This is a genomic window from Azospirillum brasilense (genome assembly GCF_008365405.1).
Classification (GTDB): domain Bacteria; phylum Pseudomonadota; class Alphaproteobacteria; order Azospirillales; family Azospirillaceae; genus Azospirillum; species Azospirillum brasilense_D.
In genome coordinates this window covers 223407-240061 of record NZ_QOKV01000009.1, presented here as the reverse complement: position 1 = coordinate 240061, position 16655 = coordinate 223407, and the positions used below count along the sequence as shown (strand labels likewise).

Annotated in this window: 15 protein-coding genes; 13 read left to right on the top strand and 2 right to left on the bottom strand. The window is 66.7% G+C overall.

Annotated elements, in window-relative coordinates; genetic code table 11:
* The coding region (locus DS837_RS33335; RefSeq protein WP_211102270.1) for a DDE-type integrase/transposase/recombinase at positions 1 to 489 on the top strand (489 nt) is incomplete at its 5' end.
* A 50-nt stretch (positions 490 to 539) separates the two neighbouring features.
* On the opposite strand, the gene DS837_RS16315 is transcribed toward DS837_RS33335, so the two are convergent.
* Positions 540 to 1145 carry a TetR/AcrR family transcriptional regulator gene (locus DS837_RS16315; RefSeq protein ID WP_247889968.1) on the bottom strand — a complete coding sequence of 202 codons (606 nt, stop codon included), beginning with the start codon at positions 1143 to 1145 and terminating at the stop codon, positions 540 to 542.
* A gap of 275 nt (positions 1146 to 1420) precedes the next feature.
* On the opposite strand from DS837_RS16315, the gene DS837_RS16310 reads away from it, so the two are divergent.
* From DS837_RS16310 to DS837_RS16260, 11 genes are all read left to right on the top strand, one after another.
* Complete coding sequence (locus DS837_RS16310) at positions 1421 to 2563, top strand: ABC transporter ATP-binding protein (protein ID WP_247889967.1); 1143 nt, start codon at positions 1421 to 1423, stop codon at positions 2561 to 2563.
* Between the two features lie 22 nt (positions 2564 to 2585).
* Positions 2586 to 3650: an ABC transporter substrate-binding protein gene (locus DS837_RS16305; protein ID WP_149165717.1), complete on the top strand. Its 1065-nt coding sequence runs from the start codon at positions 2586 to 2588 to the stop codon at positions 3648 to 3650.
* A complete protein-coding gene (locus tag DS837_RS16300; protein ID WP_149165716.1) occupies positions 3647 to 4543 on the top strand; it encodes an ABC transporter permease in 897 nt (298 codons plus the stop codon). Before DS837_RS16305 ends, DS837_RS16300 begins: the two co-directional genes overlap by 4 nt.
* Positions 4540 to 5340: an ABC transporter permease gene (locus tag DS837_RS16295; protein WP_149165715.1), complete on the top strand. Its 801-nt coding sequence runs from the start codon at positions 4540 to 4542 to the stop codon at positions 5338 to 5340. Before DS837_RS16300 ends, DS837_RS16295 begins: the two co-directional genes overlap by 4 nt.
* Before the next feature lie 54 nt (positions 5341 to 5394).
* Positions 5395 to 7020 carry a class I adenylate-forming enzyme family protein gene (locus DS837_RS16290; protein ID WP_149165714.1) on the top strand — a complete coding sequence of 542 codons (1626 nt, stop codon included), beginning with the start codon at positions 5395 to 5397 and terminating at the stop codon, positions 7018 to 7020.
* 58 nt (positions 7021 to 7078) lie between these two features.
* Positions 7079 to 7846 (top strand): enoyl-CoA hydratase/isomerase family protein, encoded by a 768-nt coding sequence (locus DS837_RS16285; RefSeq protein WP_149165713.1) that lies wholly within the window; start codon positions 7079 to 7081, stop codon positions 7844 to 7846.
* A gap of 44 nt (positions 7847 to 7890) precedes the next feature.
* Positions 7891 to 8886: an MDR family oxidoreductase gene (locus tag DS837_RS16280; protein WP_149165712.1), complete on the top strand. Its 996-nt coding sequence runs from the start codon at positions 7891 to 7893 to the stop codon at positions 8884 to 8886.
* Positions 8887 to 9429: 543 nt separating this feature from the next.
* On the top strand, positions 9430 to 10044 hold the full coding sequence (locus DS837_RS16275) for a glutathione S-transferase family protein (protein WP_149165711.1): 615 nt from the start codon (positions 9430 to 9432) through the stop codon (positions 10042 to 10044).
* Between the two features lie 57 nt (positions 10045 to 10101).
* On the top strand, positions 10102 to 12174 hold the full coding sequence (locus DS837_RS33090) for a 2Fe-2S iron-sulfur cluster-binding protein (RefSeq protein ID WP_149165710.1): 2073 nt from the start codon (positions 10102 to 10104) through the stop codon (positions 12172 to 12174).
* A gap of 140 nt (positions 12175 to 12314) precedes the next feature.
* Positions 12315 to 12623 (top strand): NAD-glutamate dehydrogenase, encoded by a 309-nt coding sequence (locus DS837_RS16265; RefSeq protein WP_149165709.1) that lies wholly within the window; start codon positions 12315 to 12317, stop codon positions 12621 to 12623.
* A gap of 62 nt (positions 12624 to 12685) precedes the next feature.
* Entirely contained in the window at positions 12686 to 12940 is a 255-nt protein-coding gene (locus DS837_RS16260) for a DUF4167 domain-containing protein (protein WP_149165708.1), read from the top strand.
* Between the two features lie 145 nt (positions 12941 to 13085).
* Here DS837_RS16260 and DS837_RS16255 read toward each other — a convergent pair whose 3' ends face one another.
* A complete protein-coding gene (locus DS837_RS16255) occupies positions 13086 to 14108 on the bottom strand; it encodes a TMEM43 family protein (RefSeq protein WP_170295878.1) in 1023 nt (340 codons plus the stop codon).
* Positions 14109 to 14797: 689 nt separating this feature from the next.
* Here DS837_RS16255 and DS837_RS16250 point away from each other — a divergent pair.
* Positions 14798 to 16654, top strand: a complete 1857-nt coding sequence (locus DS837_RS16250; protein ID WP_247889966.1) for a TonB-dependent receptor domain-containing protein — start codon at positions 14798 to 14800, stop codon at positions 16652 to 16654.
* Position 16655 lies beyond the last annotated feature (1 nt).

Here is a 16655-nt window from a genome sequence, read left to right as displayed (position 1 = left end):
CAGACTCTATCGAAGAACCGCGATGACCGCCCCGCTGTGGATAACCGGCCCGCCTACGCCAGCCATGGGAAGGCGCTGCGGCGGGCCGCTTCCCCACAGCTACACCACGCTTCGGGACACGACCCCGGCATGCAGCGGAGGGGGTTGGACGCTGGAGGGGGCCAAGCGGTGTCGGAGGTCAGGGATCGCCACGTCGGAGGGTGGGATCGTGCCCCGGGCGGTGCGTCGGCCCACCTCTATCGGGCCGCCGACAAGCCTGGGGTCATCATCGACCTCCGCCTCTCTCCCACACGAAACACCGCCGCCTCTGCCAAGCGCTTCCCGGCCAAGGCGCCCAACGGCTTGAAGGAGTGCGAGAAGCCGGCGGCCATCAACACCGACGAGGCGCCAACCCATGGTCCGGCCCTGGCCGAAATACATGCTGAAGGGGCTGACACCGACGCAGCCGCCTCCGTACAACACGTTGTCAAACGTTCTAAATTCACGTGATGGGGAAATTTGCCACACCAGGCCTGAAGCCGCCTGGCATGAACACGTTTTCAAGTGGCGTCTGTAGCCTGCTGGGTTGGACAATCGAATTCCTCCATCGCCTTGTACCACTGGTCCGACAGAGCTTTTGCCAAGCTGTCGGCGGTGGGAAACGACCGACACAGCAGCGCGTCGCCATGAACGAATCTTTCTCGAAGGCTCTCGATCGTCATAGCGATCATCAATCTCAGAACACCTTCAAATTTGCTGCGCTCACCCTCGGTAAATGGACGACCGCGACGGCGGGCGACGACCGCTATGATGCGATCGACCCACTCTGAATTCATGCGTTCGCGCATGCGCAGCACCTCCGGGTCACGTGTGGCGAGCTCGGAGAACAGGCTGTAGACGCCGGCGTTCGCCTCGTAAGCGCGGCAATAGACCGTATTGGCGTCCAGTATCGCATCGTAACTGCTCCTCGGCCCCTTGGGTGCCGACCGCCGATACGTCACATGCTCAAAGAACAGATTGACGAGGACAGCGGCGCACTCGTCCATGTCTTTGAAATAGTTGTAGAAAGTGCCACGGGATAGCCCGGCCTCGTCAAGCAGCGCCTCGACGGTCATCAGTTTTCCCGGAAACGTCCGAAGGTGACGGGCGACGATCGAGAGCAGCATGTAGCGCGTCCGCTCCCGTTTCGGGCGCGTCCGTTCCCGGCTCCATATCGCGAGCACCTCTTCGAAGAACAGCGGAGCGGAGCCTTCACCACACTCGGGCTCGCTTCCCGGTTTGCCCACACCCTCCCGCATCTTACGCCCTCACCCTTCGACCGAATCGGTCCTGACCATGAATGTTGGACAATCGCACTGTGGCCTCTTGACGCGGTACATTTTTATACATACTGTCATTTTTAGACAATGCGTCATCACTGGACAGGCCGATGGTACCTACGATGGTGGACGTGAATAAACCTTCAAGTGGCACCTTGACCAGGGAGGCGAACCTGAAAACGAGGTCCACCGGCGCGACGATCGAGTTCCAATCCGTCAGGAAGGCCTATGGATCGGTAAAGGCGCTTCATGATTTCTCTTTGACGATTCGTCCGGGAGAGTTCCTGACGATCCTTGGATCGAGCGGGTCCGGCAAAACCACCGCGCTCAATGCACTTGCGGGCTTCTCCACGGCCGACTCGGGCGACATCCGCATCGACGGACGTTCGGTGATCGACGAGCCGCCGGAGCGGCGAAATCTGGGGATGGTGTTCCAGAACTATTCCCTGTTCCCCCACATGTCGGTGTTCGACAACATCGCCTTCCCGCTGCGCATGCGCCGCGCGCCGCGCCGGGAGATCAAGGAGCGGGTGGAGCGGGTGCTGGAGATCGTGCGGCTCGGCCCGTTGGCCGGTCGCATGCCACGCGATCTGTCCGGCGGACAACAGCAGCGTGTCGCCTTCGCCCGCGCCATCGTGTTCGAACCTCCCGTCCTGCTCATGGACGAACCGCTGGGCGCCCTCGACCTCAAATTGCGCGAGGCGCTGCAGTTCGAGATCAAGGAAATCCAGCACCAACTCGGCTGCACCGTGGTCTATGTGACCCACGATCAGCGTGAGGCCTTGGCCATGTCGTCGCGCATCGTCGTGTTGCGCGACGGACGGATCGAACAGGTCGGCACGCCGTCCGAAATGTACGACGCACCGCAAAGCCGCTTCGTCGCCGATTTCATCGGGCAGACCAACCTGCTTGCCGCCGGCGTGGCGCAGCCCGGAACGGTGGCCATTCCCGAACTCGGCATCACCTATCGGGACGACGTGTTCATTGCCCGTCCAGGCTCCTGGTACGCAAGCATTCGCCCCGAGAAGCTGCAGCGCCGCCCGGCCGAAGGGCCGGACATCGCCGTATCGGTCACCGTCCAGGAGGCCGTGTTCCTGGGCGACGTGATCGAATACAGCGCCCGCACCGGCCACGGTGCGCTCATCCACTTCCGGGAACAGAGACGCGACAGGGACCGGATCCCGGAACGCGGAGAGACGGCGAACCTCGTTCTCCGCCCATCCGACGTCGTCCTCGTTCCAGACCTTTCCAGAACCAGTCGATGAAAAGCTGATAGAGGAGCGTTCTATGAACAAGCTGCTGTGGAGCCTCTCTCTCGGAGCGGCGCTCGTCGGCGCCGCTGGTGGTGCGGCGCTGGCTCAATCCCGGGACAAGACGGTCGTGATCGCCAATTACGGCGGCGCTTGGGCGGAAACGCTCAACCGCATCTGCATCCAGCCCTTCACCAAGGAGACGGGGATCACCGTCACGCAGGCCGCGACGGAAGACTCCCTCGCCCAGATCCGTGCCCAGCAGACCACCAGGAACATTCTGTGGGACATCGCGCCCACCGAGCGTTCGGGACTGCCGGTATCGCAGAAGAACGGTTGGCTGGAGCCCATCGACTGGTCGGTGGTCGACCCTGAAAACAAGCTGCCGCCGATCGCCCGCAAGAGCCACGCGATCGGATCGGTGGCCTATTCCACCACCATCGGCGTGCGCACGGACAAGCTGCCGGAAGGCAAGACCTTCACCGGCTGGAAGGACTTCTGGGACGTCAAGCAATTCCCCGGCCCCCGCACGCTGCGCAACTCCCCGGCGGAGAACCTGGAATTCGCGCTGATCGCCGACGGCGTGAAGCCGTCCGAGGTCTATGACGTGCTCCGTTCGCCGGAAGGCGTGGATCGCGCCTTCAAGAAGCTCGACGAGATCAAGCCGGCGATCACCGTATGGTGGACCAGCGGGCAGCAGCCGGTCCAGTTGCTGGCCAGCGGCGAAGTGTTCTACGCGACCGCCTTCAACGGCCGTATTCAGCAGTTGCAGAAGGACAAGCTCCCGGTCGAGCTGATCTGGAACGGCGGCTCGCTCGACGTCAGCTACTACTCGATCGTCAAGGGGGCCAACAACGCCGCCGCGGCCATGCAGTTCATGAAATACTGCTGGAACGAGCCGCAGCGTCTGGCCGAGATCGCCCGCGCCATGCCCTACTCCAGCTTCAACCCCGACATCTACAAGATCCTGTCGGCGGAGGAAGCCAGGCAACTTCCGACCAGCCCGGAAAACATGGAGGTGCAGTTCGCGCTGAACGCCGAATTCTGGGCCGAAAACCTGCCGCGCATTCAGAAGCGGTGGGAAACTTGGCGTCTGCAATGAGCGACGGCGTTTCCATGCCGCGTGATGGGATAGGGGCGGCGCGCCGACGGCGCGCGCCCTTCTCCTCCCTCTGGCTGCTCGCTCCGGCGGCTTTGCTGTTCCTCCTGGCCTTCCTCGTCCCGGTGGGCGAGGTCGCCCTGTGGAGTCTGCAGGGCGACGCCGGACTGACGGCGGAGCATTACCAGGAAGCGCTTGGCGAGGGGCCCTACCGCACCATCCTGTTCGGAACGTTGCAACTCGCCGCCGGCGTGGCCTTCGCGTGCATCCTGGCCGGCTACCCCGCCGCCTATTGTCTGGCGTCCTGCCCGCCGCGGCGCCGCACGTTGCTCCTCCTGCTCATTCTGACGCCGCTTTGGGTCAGTGTGCTGGTGCGGACCTTCGGCTGGATCGTCGTCCTGGGCCGCGAGGGATTGGTGAACTCCATGCTGATCGGTGCGGGGATCATCGATACGCCGCTCCAGATGCTTTACAGCCGTGGGGCCGTGTACATCGCGATGGTGCAGGTGCTCCTGCCGGTCGCCATCCTGGTCATGTTCTCCAGCATGACGACCATCAACCGCTCCCTGCTGCTGGCGTCGCGCATCCTCGGCGCCACCCCGTGGCGCGGCTTTCTCCACGTCTTCCTGCCGCTGAGCGCCGGCGGCGCGGTCAACGCGTGGATGCTCACCTTCGTCCTGGCGCTGGGCTTCTTCATCACCCCGGCCCTGGTCGGCGGGCCGAAGGAAAACATGATCGCGAACATCATCGCGACGCAGATCACGGTCACCCTCGACTGGGGGCTGGGTTCGGCTCTCGGGATGGTGCTGCTGGTCGCCGGCTTCCTGATGGTGGGCGCCGTCGCCCTGCTCTTCCGGCGCGTGACCCGGCTGAGCGGCCATGGAGGGACGCGATGAAACGAACACTGTGGGAACAGTCTGGACGCTACCTCCTGCCCGTCTATTTCGTCGGCGTCCTCCTCTACCTGTTGCTGCCGCTGCTGCTGGTGGTACCGATGTCGGTCAGTGAGACGCGATACCTCAAATTCCCGCCGACCGGCTTCACGCTGCACTGGTACGAGGACTTCTTCGCCACGCCCGGCTGGATCGACGCGACCTGGCGCAGCCTGGTCATCGCAGCCGCCAGCGCGCTGCTCGCGACTGTCGTCGGCACGGCGGCGGCGCTGGTCCTGAGCCGCGACGGCCGCGCGGTGCGGATCGCGGGACCGATCTTCCTGGGGCCGCAGGTCGTGCCGGTCATCATTCTCGCCCTCGGCACGCTCCTCGTCTTCAGCCGCTTCGGCCTGTACGGCTCCATGGGCGGCATCGTGCTGGTGCACGCGGTCCTCGCGTTGCCCTTCGTCACGACGACGGTGTCGGGAGCGCTCCGCCAGACCGGCGACACGCTCGCCAGGGCCGCCCGGGTCCTGGGGGCCCGGCCGCACGAGGCCTTCTGGCACGTCACGCTGCCGACCATCCGGCCGGCGGTCATCTCCGCGGGCGTCTTCGCCTTCTTCATCTCCTTCGACGAGCTGGTCATCGCCCTGTTCGTCATGGGACGCAACGAGACCTTGCCAATGCGGATCTGGGCCGACATGCGCCACGATCTGACGCCGGTTGTCGCGGCGGTCGCGTCGCTGCTCATCCTGGCCACCTTTGCGGCGGTTTTCCTGAGCGATCGTATCCAGCGCCGCGCCGAACGGCGCGCGGGATAACCGGTCGCGACACACCCCTCATCTACGGGCCACCCCTCATCTACGGGAAGAGTGATGTTCGCAGATTTTCGCACGGAAGAACCCGATGCTCTCGCCCGCCGTCTGGAAACGGCAACACTTCCGGATTCGGTGTTCGACCTCCTGGCGCAAACCGCCGTCCGGCACCCGGACGCCCCGGCGTGGCGGTTCATCGACGACGGTGTGGAGCGGAGCTGGGGCGAGGTGCTGGCCAAGGTCGAAACCGCCGCCGCCGCCTTCGCCGCGCTCGGCATCGGCCCCGGCGTGCATGTCGCGGTCATGGCCTGGAACCGGGAGGAGTTTCCCATCGCGTGGCTGGCGTTGTCCCGCCTGCAGGCGGTGATGGTGCCGGTGAACGCCACCTACACCTCCCGCGAGGTCGAGTATGTGCTGAAGACCTCGCTCGCCGCCTTCCTCATCCTGGAGGCGGAGTTCCTGCCGCATCTTGATGCGCTTGAGACGGTGTCACTCCCCCCGTCCAGCGTCATCGTCATCGGCGATACGGCGCCGGGCCAGCATCGCCGCTGGCAGGCCCTGATGGACGAGGCGCAGGGCCGCCGGGCACCCCACACCCCCCGTTCCGCGGACGCGGTTCTCAATCTCCAGTACACGTCGGGCACCACCGGCTTCTCGAAAGCCTGCATGCTGACCAACGACTACTGGCTTTGCCTGGGCTTCAGCTCCACCGAGTTCTTCGCCACGGACCTGCGGCGCTTCTATGTGGGTTCGAGCTTCTTCTACATGGTCGGGCAGAGAATCCTGCTGAACGCGATGGTGAGCGGCGGCTGCGCCTTCTTCCCGCGCAAGCCCGGCGCCAAACGCTTCATGCTCGATGTCGCGCAACTGGAGTGCGACTACTGCGCGCTGTTCGAGATGGTCTACAAGCAGCCGGCCCGGCCAGCGGATGCGCACAACGCGCTCAAGCTGGCCACCATCTTCGCGTTCGGACCGGAAAGCCACGCCGACTTCCAGCGCCGCTTCGACGTGTACGGGCAGGAGTTCTACGGCATGACCGAGATCGGCGGCGGCACCTACATGCCGGCGCACCGGATCGCCGAGATGACCGGCTCGGCCAGTTGCGGGGTGGTCGCCCCCTTCCGGGACGCGATGATCGCGGACGAGGACGGCAATCCCGTGCCGACGGGCGCGACCGGGGAGCTTTGCGTGCGTGGCCGCGGCCTGCTGAAGGGCTATTTCGGAAACGAGGAGGCGACGGCGCAGGCGTTCCGCAAGGGCTGGTTCCGCACCGGCGATCTGGCCCGCGTGGACTCCTCCGGGTATCACTACATCCTGGGGCGGACCAAGGACATGGTGCGCCGCAGCGGCGAGAACATTTCGTCCCGCGAGGTCGAGGTGGTGCTGCGCACGCTCGAAGGAATCCAGGACGCCGCGATCGTTCCGGTTCCCGACGATTATCGCGGCGAGGAAATCAAGGCCTACATCCAGTTGGCGCCGGGGGTCGATCCCTCGACCTGCACGCCGGAGCGCATCGCCGATCACTGCGGGCGGCATCTCGCGGCCTTCAAGGTGCCCCGCTACTACGAGTATCGCGACTCCTTCCCCCTCACGGACTCGCAGCGTGTGCAGAAGAAGCATCTGCTGGCGGAAAAGCCCGACCTCCGCGTCGGCGCCTACGACTGGCAGGACAAGATCTGGCGCTGACGCCTGCACCCCGTCTCCCCGTGAAAAAAACCAACCGGCCTCGAAGAGGACTTCTGACATGCCCGAGATTACCGCCCAGACCGAGGGCGCGATCCGCATCCTGACCATCTCCAACGAACCCAAGCGCAACGCGTTCGAAGGCACGATGGCCGCGGATTTCCTAGGCCACCTGAACGACGCGGACGGCGACGCCGCCGTGCGGGTGGTCGTGGTGACGGGCGCCGGCGACATCGCCTTCTCAAGCGGACACGATCTGAATGAAATCGCCTCCGGCGCCCACGCGGCGACGAATCTGGGAGAGGCCCCGTTCCTGCGCCCACGGGACATGAGGAAGCCGGTCATCGCAGCCGTCAACGGGCACTGCTACGCCGCGGCGCTCATTCTCGCCCTGTCCTGCGACCTGCGCGTCGCGAGCGTCAACGCGACGTTCGGGTCGCCGGGCGCCCGCCTTGGCATGCTCCCGGAGGGCGGACAGATCGGCCGGTTGCCGCGCCTGATGTCGTCCGCCCGTGCCTTGGAACTGATGCTGACGGCCAATCCCCTGCCCGCGGACGAGGCCTACCGAACCGGCTTCGTCAACCGTCTGGCAGGAAAGGGCGAGGCGTTGAACGAAGCGCTCGTCCTGGCGCGTGCCATCGCCAAGAACGCCCCCTCCGTGGTTGCCGCAATCAAGACCGGAGTGATTCTGGGGGAGCGCGAGGGGATCGAAGCCGCCGGTGCCTATGAAGCGGCGGTCGCCCGCCGATTGGAAAAGGGAGCGGACGCCCGCGAAGGCGTCAGCGCCTTCCTGGAAAAGCGCGCCCCTGTGTTCCGTGGTGGCGAGTGACGGTGCCCATCCAACATCGTCTTCATCAAAGGGAAAGAACCACCGTGGCCGAGAACTTCACAGCCTTTGTCATCGAGGACGTTGGCGGCAAGCCGAAGGGTGGCTTCACGACGCTGACGCTGGCTGACCTGCCGGACAACGACGTGCTGGTCGAGGTCGCCTGCTCCACGCTCAATTACAAGGACGGACTCGCGGTTTCCGGTAAGGGCCGGATCGCCCGAAAGCTGCCGATGGTCGCCGGCATCGATCTGGCCGGCACCGTGGTCGAGTCCCGCTCTCCCGCCTGGAAGCCCGGCGACAAGGTGGTCGCCAACGGCTGGGGCCTGTCGGAAACGCAGTGGGGCGGCTACACCCGTTTTCAGCGCCTGAAGGCGGAGTGGCTGACCCGTCTGCCGGACGCCTTCTCGTTCGAAGAGGCGATGGGCATCGGCACCGCCGGCTACACCGCCGCGCTGTGCGTGGATGCGCTGGAGCGGTGGGGCGCCATCCGCCCCGGCGGCAAGGAGGTGTTGGTCACCGGTGCTGCCGGCGGTGTCGGCTCCATTGCGGTGGCGCTGCTCGCCAAGCGCGGTTACCCGGTCGTTGCCTCCACCGGCCGTCCGGAGACGCACGATTATCTGCGTGGCCTCGGCGCCAGTGACTTCATCGACCGCGCCGCCCTTCTGGAAAAGGGAGCCCCCTTGCAGAAGGAGCGCTGGGCCGGTGGTGTCGACTCGGTGGGCGGGCAGACGCTGGTCAACGCGCTGTCGCAGACCGCGTGGGGTGGCGCCATCGCCGCCTGCGGCTTGGCCGGCTCCTCCGATCTGCCGGGAACGGTCCTGCCGCACATCCTGCGCAGCGTCGCGCTGTTGGGCGTCGACTCCGTCATGGCTCCGCCGGACCGCCGCGACGCCGCCTGGACACGGCTGGCGCGCGACTTGGACCGGAGCGCGCTGAAGACGATGTACGAGGTGCAGCCCTTCGACGCGCTGCCCGAACTGGCGACCAAAATTCTCGCTGGGAATATCCGCGGCCGCGTCGTCGTCGACGTGACCCGTTGAGAAATTTCGGCAGGTTCCGGCCCATCCCGCGGCCGGCGCTCCTTCCACGACAGCGTCTCGTCATTCCGATTTGCGCACCAACGTCGCGATCAGGGAGAGGGCAAGGTCCGGCTCGGTCGCAAAGTTGGCCGGCATGCGGCGGAAGGGCTGGACGCTGGAGGGAGCCAAGCGGTGGCGGGTGACCGGGATGCCACACGGCCGTTGCGATGGTCTCGGCGAGATTGCGGTGGCCGGCGTAGCGGGGATTGGTGCGCGTCGTTACGCCGCTTCCGTACTTGGCCTCCGCCGGTCCCGGCAACGGGTTGGCCGAAAAGTTGACGGTTGCCCCCCGGAGTGGCCAACCGCCGTGCAACCTATTTTTACACCTATCCTGGAGAGACCTGACCTTCAAACGCATTCATTCCGAACGCCCTCCTCGGGCCGGCATTATTGCACCGGCTGTAATGATGAACTGCCAAACCGGGTCATTCCCGTGATCGGCTGAGAGGCGCACTCTCTGTGTGCGGATCGGGATGGTCCCGGCCAGCATCGCAGGAGTCGGCTATGAAGCTCTATCATCACCCGCTGTCGGGCCATGCGCACCGCGCCCGCCTGTTCGTCTCCCTGCTCGGACTGCCCCACGAGCTGGTCGAGGTCGACCTGACGGCGGGCGCGCACAAGATCCCTGCATTCCTGGCGCTGAACCCATTCGGTCAGGTGCCCGTGCTGGACGACGATGGCGTGGTCGTCGCGGACTCGAACGCCATCCTGGTCTATCTGGCGAAGAAGGCCGGGCGCAGCGACTGGCTGCCCGAGGACGCCCGGAACGCGGCGGCTGTCCAGCGCTGGCTGTCGGTCGCGGCGGGCGAGGTCGCCTACGGCCCTGCGGCGGCGCGGCTGGTCACGGTGTTCGGCGCCGGCTTCAACCCCGACGAGGTCATCGGCCGCGCGCACACCCTCCTGAAGAGGCTCGACAGCCACCTGTCCAGCCGCGACTGGCTGGTCGGCGACCGGCCGACCATCGCCGACGTCGCCATCTACAGCTACGTCGCCCGCGCCCCGGAAGGCAACGTCGATCTGTCGGGTTATCCGGCCGTCAACGCCTTCCTCCGCCGGGTCGAGGCGCTGCCGGGCTTCGTCCCCTTCGCCCAGACGCCGGCGGGGCTCACCGCCGCATGACGCGCTGCCAGGGCGCGCGCACCGGCGCGCCCGCTTCTTTCACGGAGGAGACGGGACATGGGCGAGACCACGAAGTCGCTGCCGACGTGGCATGAGGGCGAGACGTTCCTGCAGGAGAAGGTCGGCGTCGCCGAGCGGATGGCGATGGTCGGACAGCGGGTCGTCCGCGACTTCATGCCCGACCAGCACCGCGACTTCTACGCCCAGCTCCCGTTCCTCGTGATCGGCAGCGCCGACCCGGGCGGCGATGCCTGGGCCACCGTGCTGGAGGGCCGGCCCGGCTTCATGTCCTCGCCGTCCCCGACCCTTCTCGACATCGCCGCACGCCCGGCTGCCCGTGACCCCGCGGGGGCCGGCATGGCCGATGGCGAGCCGGTCGGCCTCCTCGGCATTGAGATGCACACGCGGCGGCGCAACCGCATGAACGGCGTCGTCTCGACGACGCCCGCGGGCTTCCGCGTCGCGGTCGACCAGAGCTTCGGCAACTGCCCCCGCTACATCCAGCTGCGCGATGCCACGCTGGCCCGCGACCCCGCCCAGCCCTTCGCCGGCGCCGTCGAGGAACTGACGGCCCTCGATCCGGCGGCGCGGACGGTGATCGCGGCGGCCGACGCCTTCTTCGTCGCCTCCTACGCCGATCGCGGAAATCATCGTCAGGTCGACGTGTCGCATCGTGGCGGCAAGGCCGGGTTCGTCCGCGTGGCCGAGGACGGCACCCTCACCATTCCGGATTTCGACGGCAACCTCTTCTTCGCCACGCTCGGCAACATCCTGCTCAACGGGAAGGCGGGGCTGCTCTTCGTCGATTTCGCCAGCGGCGACCTGCTGCAGATGACCGGCGACGCCGCGGTGGTCCTGGAGTCGCCGGAGATCGCCGCCTTCCAGGGCGCCGAGCGGCTGTGGACCTTCAAGGTGCGCAAGGTCGTCCGCCGGCCCGGCGCCCTGGCCTTGCGCTGGACGCTGCGGGCGGACGGCTGGTCGCCCAGCTCCCTGATAACGGGCGACTGGCGCCAAGCCGCCGACCGGCTGCGCGCGGAGGAGTTGGCGACGCGCTGGCGGCCGATGACGGTGACGGGTATCGTCGAGGAAAGCGCCACCATCCGCTCCTTCCATCTGCGGCCGAACGACGGCGCGGGACTCCTGCCGCATCTGGCCGGACAGCATCTGCCCATCCGCGTCACGCCGGCGGGCGCCGACAAACCGGTCGTCCGGACCTACACGCTGTCCGTCGCCCCGTCCGACGGGATCTACCGGATCAGCGTCAAGCGCGAGGGCCTGGTGTCACGGCACCTGCACGACCATGTCCGGGTCGGCGACGTCATCGAGGCGCGCGGGCCGGCGGGCGGCTTCATCATCGACGCCCGTGCGACGCGGCCGGCCGTGCTGCTGGCCGGCGGCGTCGGCATCACGCCCCTGCTCGCCATGCTGCGCCATGTGGTCTATGAGGGGCTGCGCACGCAGCGAATCCGCCCGACGATCCTGGTCCACGCCGCGCGCTCCAGACCGGAGCGTCCCTTCGACCGGGAAATCGCCGATCTCGTCACGGCGGCGAACGGCGCCGTCCGGCTCGTCCGCGTCCTCAGCGATCCCGGCGATGCCGCGCCGGGAGTCGATTACGACGCCGTGGGCCGCATCGACATGGCGCTGCTGACGCGAATCCTCGGCTTCAACGATTACGACTTCTACCTTTGCGGGCCGCCCGCCTTCACACAGGCGCTCTACGACGGCCTGCGCGGCTACAACATCGCCGACGGCCGGATTCACGCCGAAGCGTTCGGGCCGTCCTCTCTGAAGCGGACGGGTGAGGCCACGGAAGCCGCCGTGACACCGGCGCGTCGGCCGCCCTCGACCAAGCCGGTGCCGATCGCCTTCATGAACACGCTCAAGGAGGCGCGCTGGACACCCGGCTCCGGCACGCTGCTCGACCTCGCCGAGGCGCGCGGCCTCGATCCCGCCTTCAGTTGCCGCGAAGGCACCTGCGGAACCTGCCGCACCAAGCTGCTCAAGGGTGCGGTGACCTACGTCAAGGAGCCGAGCGCGGCGGTCGCCGCCGACGAGGTGCTGCTGTGCTGCGCCGTCCCCGCCGAAGCGGAGACGGACGAGGACGACCGCATCCAGTTCGCGCTCTGACCGCACACGGCCTTTCGTTCAGCCGCTTCCCGGAGTTGCCTGCCACTTCGAAGGCCCGGCAACCTGCCGTATTCGCTGGAGCGGATTGGCTGAAATCTGATAGGTTGAACGAGGCTTCAACCGGTTAATGGGTGTCTTGGATGCCGTTGACGGAAAGGACCGCCCAAGGCGATCAGTATGTCCTTCCCGGTGCGGAACGCCGGACCGAGCCCGGCCTGCCCTACGCCGCCGAACCCGATGGTCAGCTCGCCCTACATTTCTACGAGCCTCCCCGTGCCGACGAGAGGGACCCCGGCAAACCGCCCCCTTTGTCGCGCCCGCTTCCCCACCCCACGCCAATCAATGAAGGCCCGCTTGCCGGCCGCGTTGCGTTCTTCCCGCAGGTCATGAATGATGTGACCGAAGCTTTCCGAGCTTTTTCCGACGTGACAAAGGAATGCCGGGATTGAGCGTCCGGAAATCATCCTTCGCTCCTGATCGCGGCCCGCCGACCACATGAGGATCAACGTTCATGCCTTTCGACAATCCGTCGGGCGATCGCGCCCGTCGGCAGCCACGGTTCGGCAAAGCGGCCCAACGGCAATCCGTGCAGGGAGCCCCGGCGCGACCGCACCAGAAGGTCAATGGTTCCGCTCAGCAAAAGCATGTCCAGTGGCTCGCCCGCGCCGACGACGCCGAGCGATCCGGCGATTCCGTCGAAGCCGAAACCTGTCGTCAACACGCGGAGCACTGGTTTCGTGTGGCCCACGGTCGCAACGATCCCTGAGACTCCGCTGATCCACCGCTGGCGGTGTCCTCGGGCCGTGGCGGCGTGGCTCAGGCCGAATGGCCCTGTGCAGTCGAGCACGGCCCCGCTTGAGGGGTTCGTCGGCGGCTAGGCACAGTGTGCTGCGAAGCCCCCTCCGACCGGGTCAAGCCAAGGTGCCACGCCCCCGGGCAGCCAATCCGATCAGCAGCACATACCCGAGCGCAACGGCTTGCCCAGCGAGAAAGCTGCCGGCCACGCCACCCGGCACGGCCGCGACCGATGCGGCGGCGAGTGTCACGAGGATGCCGCCCAAGGGGACAATGATCAGAGCGGTCCAGCGCCGCACCGGCGCCCAGAACGCCGGGATCAGGAACAACACCCAACCGGCGGCAAGAGCCAAGAGCATCGTTTCGGCACGCGCCGCGTTGGCGTTCTTCAGCACATCCTCGACCATGGTCGCGGCATCGACGCTTCCATTCGCCACGAGCGCCACGTCGTCCCCGTCGATGCGAAGCGGCACCAGTCCGCGACCACTCCGGTCGGCCACAGCGATCACGCTCAAGGCCCCCTCCCGCAAAGTCCGGTACATGAGTCGCCGGTCGTTGGCCGTCGGATGAGACACCGGGTCGAAATCCCGTGCGCTGCCGCTTGGTTGATAAGCCCCATGGGGATCGCTGACAGAGAGCACCATGCCCGCGGGCAACCGGTAATCCTCGCTCGGGCGCAGGGGTTCCAGTGCCGAGGGCGTTGCGGCCAGAAGCGGGTCTGTCAACGCCCAGCCGTCAAGACGCGCGCCGGACGACGGCATGAACTGCGTCTCCTCAGGGCTCCAGCCTGCCTTCCGGCCACCGCGGTACCGCTCCACGATCCTCTGGATGATCAGCGAGTTTTCGAAGGTAACGCCCGTGCTGCTGTCGGTGATCGGCTTTCCAGCCGTTGCGGTTCCCCGGACGTAGACGACGCGCCCGGCCAGATCCGGACCGGGCTTGGCGGGCTCGGGGCTGGCGAGCAGCGACCGAAGCTCGCCCACATGGGCCACCCGCACCGCAGCGTCGGTATGGAACCAGGCGTAGGCGCTGACGAGCAGAAAACTCAGGAAGAGGAACGTCACCGACGCCATCATGAACAGAACCGTCCGCTGCCTCCAGGGCACGCTCGGCTTCGCGGATGCGACGGTGTCGGTCATGGCGTCCGTTCTTGTGATCATGGCAGGTCCAGCCCCGACAATGTTCGGGTTGTGGGAAAGCGGAGAACAGCGGGTGCGATGACTGCGATCGTCGACCGCGTGCCGACCATTCCGGCGAATGGATGACCGCATCGGCAAGGAGTTCGTAGTCTTCGGCACCTCCCCCTCAGTGGGCACGGGCCGAACCTTACCCCGCCGAGCCGGGCCGCGACTTGACTTCAGGCAAGTGGAACGTGCCCTTGCTGCCAAGCAGCAATGCGATGAGAACGCCAATATCGAGGCGCTCCTTGGGCACTGTCACGGTAATTGACCCCGTCGGCAATGGCCGGCCCGAGCCTCATCACCCAACGCCGGCCCGTCTTTTAGGACGCCTCGATGCCGCGTTCGGCCAACAGCTCTTATCCAGCGGCGATATCGTCATCGCCTGTGGGCCGCCGCCGTAACGACGACGCCTGAGAACATGCGGTTGCGTTCACGGAACAGAGGGGGGTTGACGCGAAAGAGATATGTTATGTTATAACATAACTTAGTTGGCGTGATGAGTTCCCACGCCAGGGGGACTTTTGGGGGATAACATGAACTGCCGTGCCAGCCGCGCCCGCCCTCGGGCGGGAACGGTATTCTCTTGCCTTCTCGCCGCATCGCCGGCCCTGCTGTGCGCCGCCGGAGCGTCGGCGGATGGTCCGGTCGTGCTGGAACCGGTCGTGGTCAGCGCGACGACCACCGAACGCTCGCTGGCCGACGCCCCGGCGACCATCACCGTCATCACCGGCGATGAACTTCTGCAGCGCCCGGTGCAGGATCTGGCGGACGCCCTGCGCGACACGCCCGGCATCATGGTCGGCGGCATCGGTCTGAACCGCCGTGGCATCTCCATCCGTGGCATGCCGGACGAACACACGCTGATCCTGATGGATGGCAAGCGTGTGAACACCGCCGGCAACGCCATCGCGCATGCCGACTACGACCTCAACTGGGTGCCGCCGGAAGCCATCGAGCGCATCGAGGTGGTGCGCGGGCCGATGTCGTCGCTCTACGGGTCGGAGGCTCTGGGTGGTGTCGTCAACGTCATCACACGCCGCGCCACCGATGCCTGGCATGGCAGCCTGTCCGCCCAGGGCGGGCTGATGGCCGGGACGGGCGGCGACAGCGGGCAGATGGGCGCCTATGCCGGCGGACCGCTGGTGCCGGGCGTGCTTGGCCTGAGCGTCACCGGCCGGAGCCAGGGCCGCGAGCCGACCCGCGCCCTGGCCGATCCGCGTCTGACCGAGCTGGAGAGGCGGCGCGCCGCCACCGGCAGCGCCGCCCTGACCTGGACGCCCGACGAGGCGCAGCGGATCGACTTGGCCTACGGGCAGGGGCACGAGACCAGGGATTACACCGTCCAATCCGGTGCCACCGCCGCGTCGATCTACACCACGACCGACACGATCGACCGCCGCCATCTCTCACTGGCGCATCAGGGTGACTGGACCTGGGGCAACACCAGCCTGCGCGCCTACCGATCCACGCTCGACCGCACAAGCCGACGCTCGGCCGGCGTGCCGACCGATCCGCAGACGCTCACCGACGACATCGTCGATGGACACGTCAGCGTGCCGGTGCTGTCCTGGAACCGCGTGACGCTGGGCGGCGAATGGCACCGCGAGCGCCTGACCGACAGCACGATCAACCGCGCCGGCTCGGCGGAAGCGATCCATCACGCCCTGTTCCTCCAGGACGAGATCAGTTTGGGCGCCGACTCGTCGCTGGTGCTGGGCGACCGCGCCGACCATCACGAGGCGTTCGGCTGGCAGCACAGCCCGCGCGCCTATATGGTCCATCACCTGACCGACGCGCTGACCGTGAAGGGCGGCGTCGGCAAGGGCTTCAAGGCGCCGACGCTGAAGCAGCTCTCGCCGCAATATCAGGCCGCCGCCGCCGCCGGTCGCTTCACCGTGGTCGGCAACCCGGCCCTGGAGCCGGAAACCAGCACCGCCTACGAGTTGGGAGCGGAGTACCGGGCCGAATCCTGGTCGCTTCGCGCCACCCTGTTCCAGAACGACCTGGAGAATCTGATCGAAACCGCCTGCACCCGCTTTTGCGGCATCCGCGGCCGGGAAATCCGCACCTATCAGAACATCAACGAGGCCCGCATCCGGGGAATGGAGCTGGAGGGCGGAATCGACCTGCCGGCGAATCTGCGCCTCGACGCCAACTACACCTTCCTCGACAGCGAGGACCGCGGCACGGGTCTGGAGTTGAGTGAACGACCCCGGCACCGTGCCAACGTCACGCTGGCCTGGAGCCCGGTCGAACGCTTCACCGCGCGGCTGCGCACCGAGTATGTCGGTCGACAGGCGCTCTATCCCTCCTCGGGCGCGGCGACGCGCCTGCCGGCCTACACGCTGCTGTCGCTCGACCTCAGCCAGGAGCTGACCGACAGCGTGGTGTTGCGTGGCGGCATTCAGAACCTCACCGACCAGCGGCTGGCCGAAAAGTCCCCGCTCTTCCCCTATGCGGAAGAGGGGCGGCTCTACTGGGTCGGCCTGAACCACAGCTTCTGAC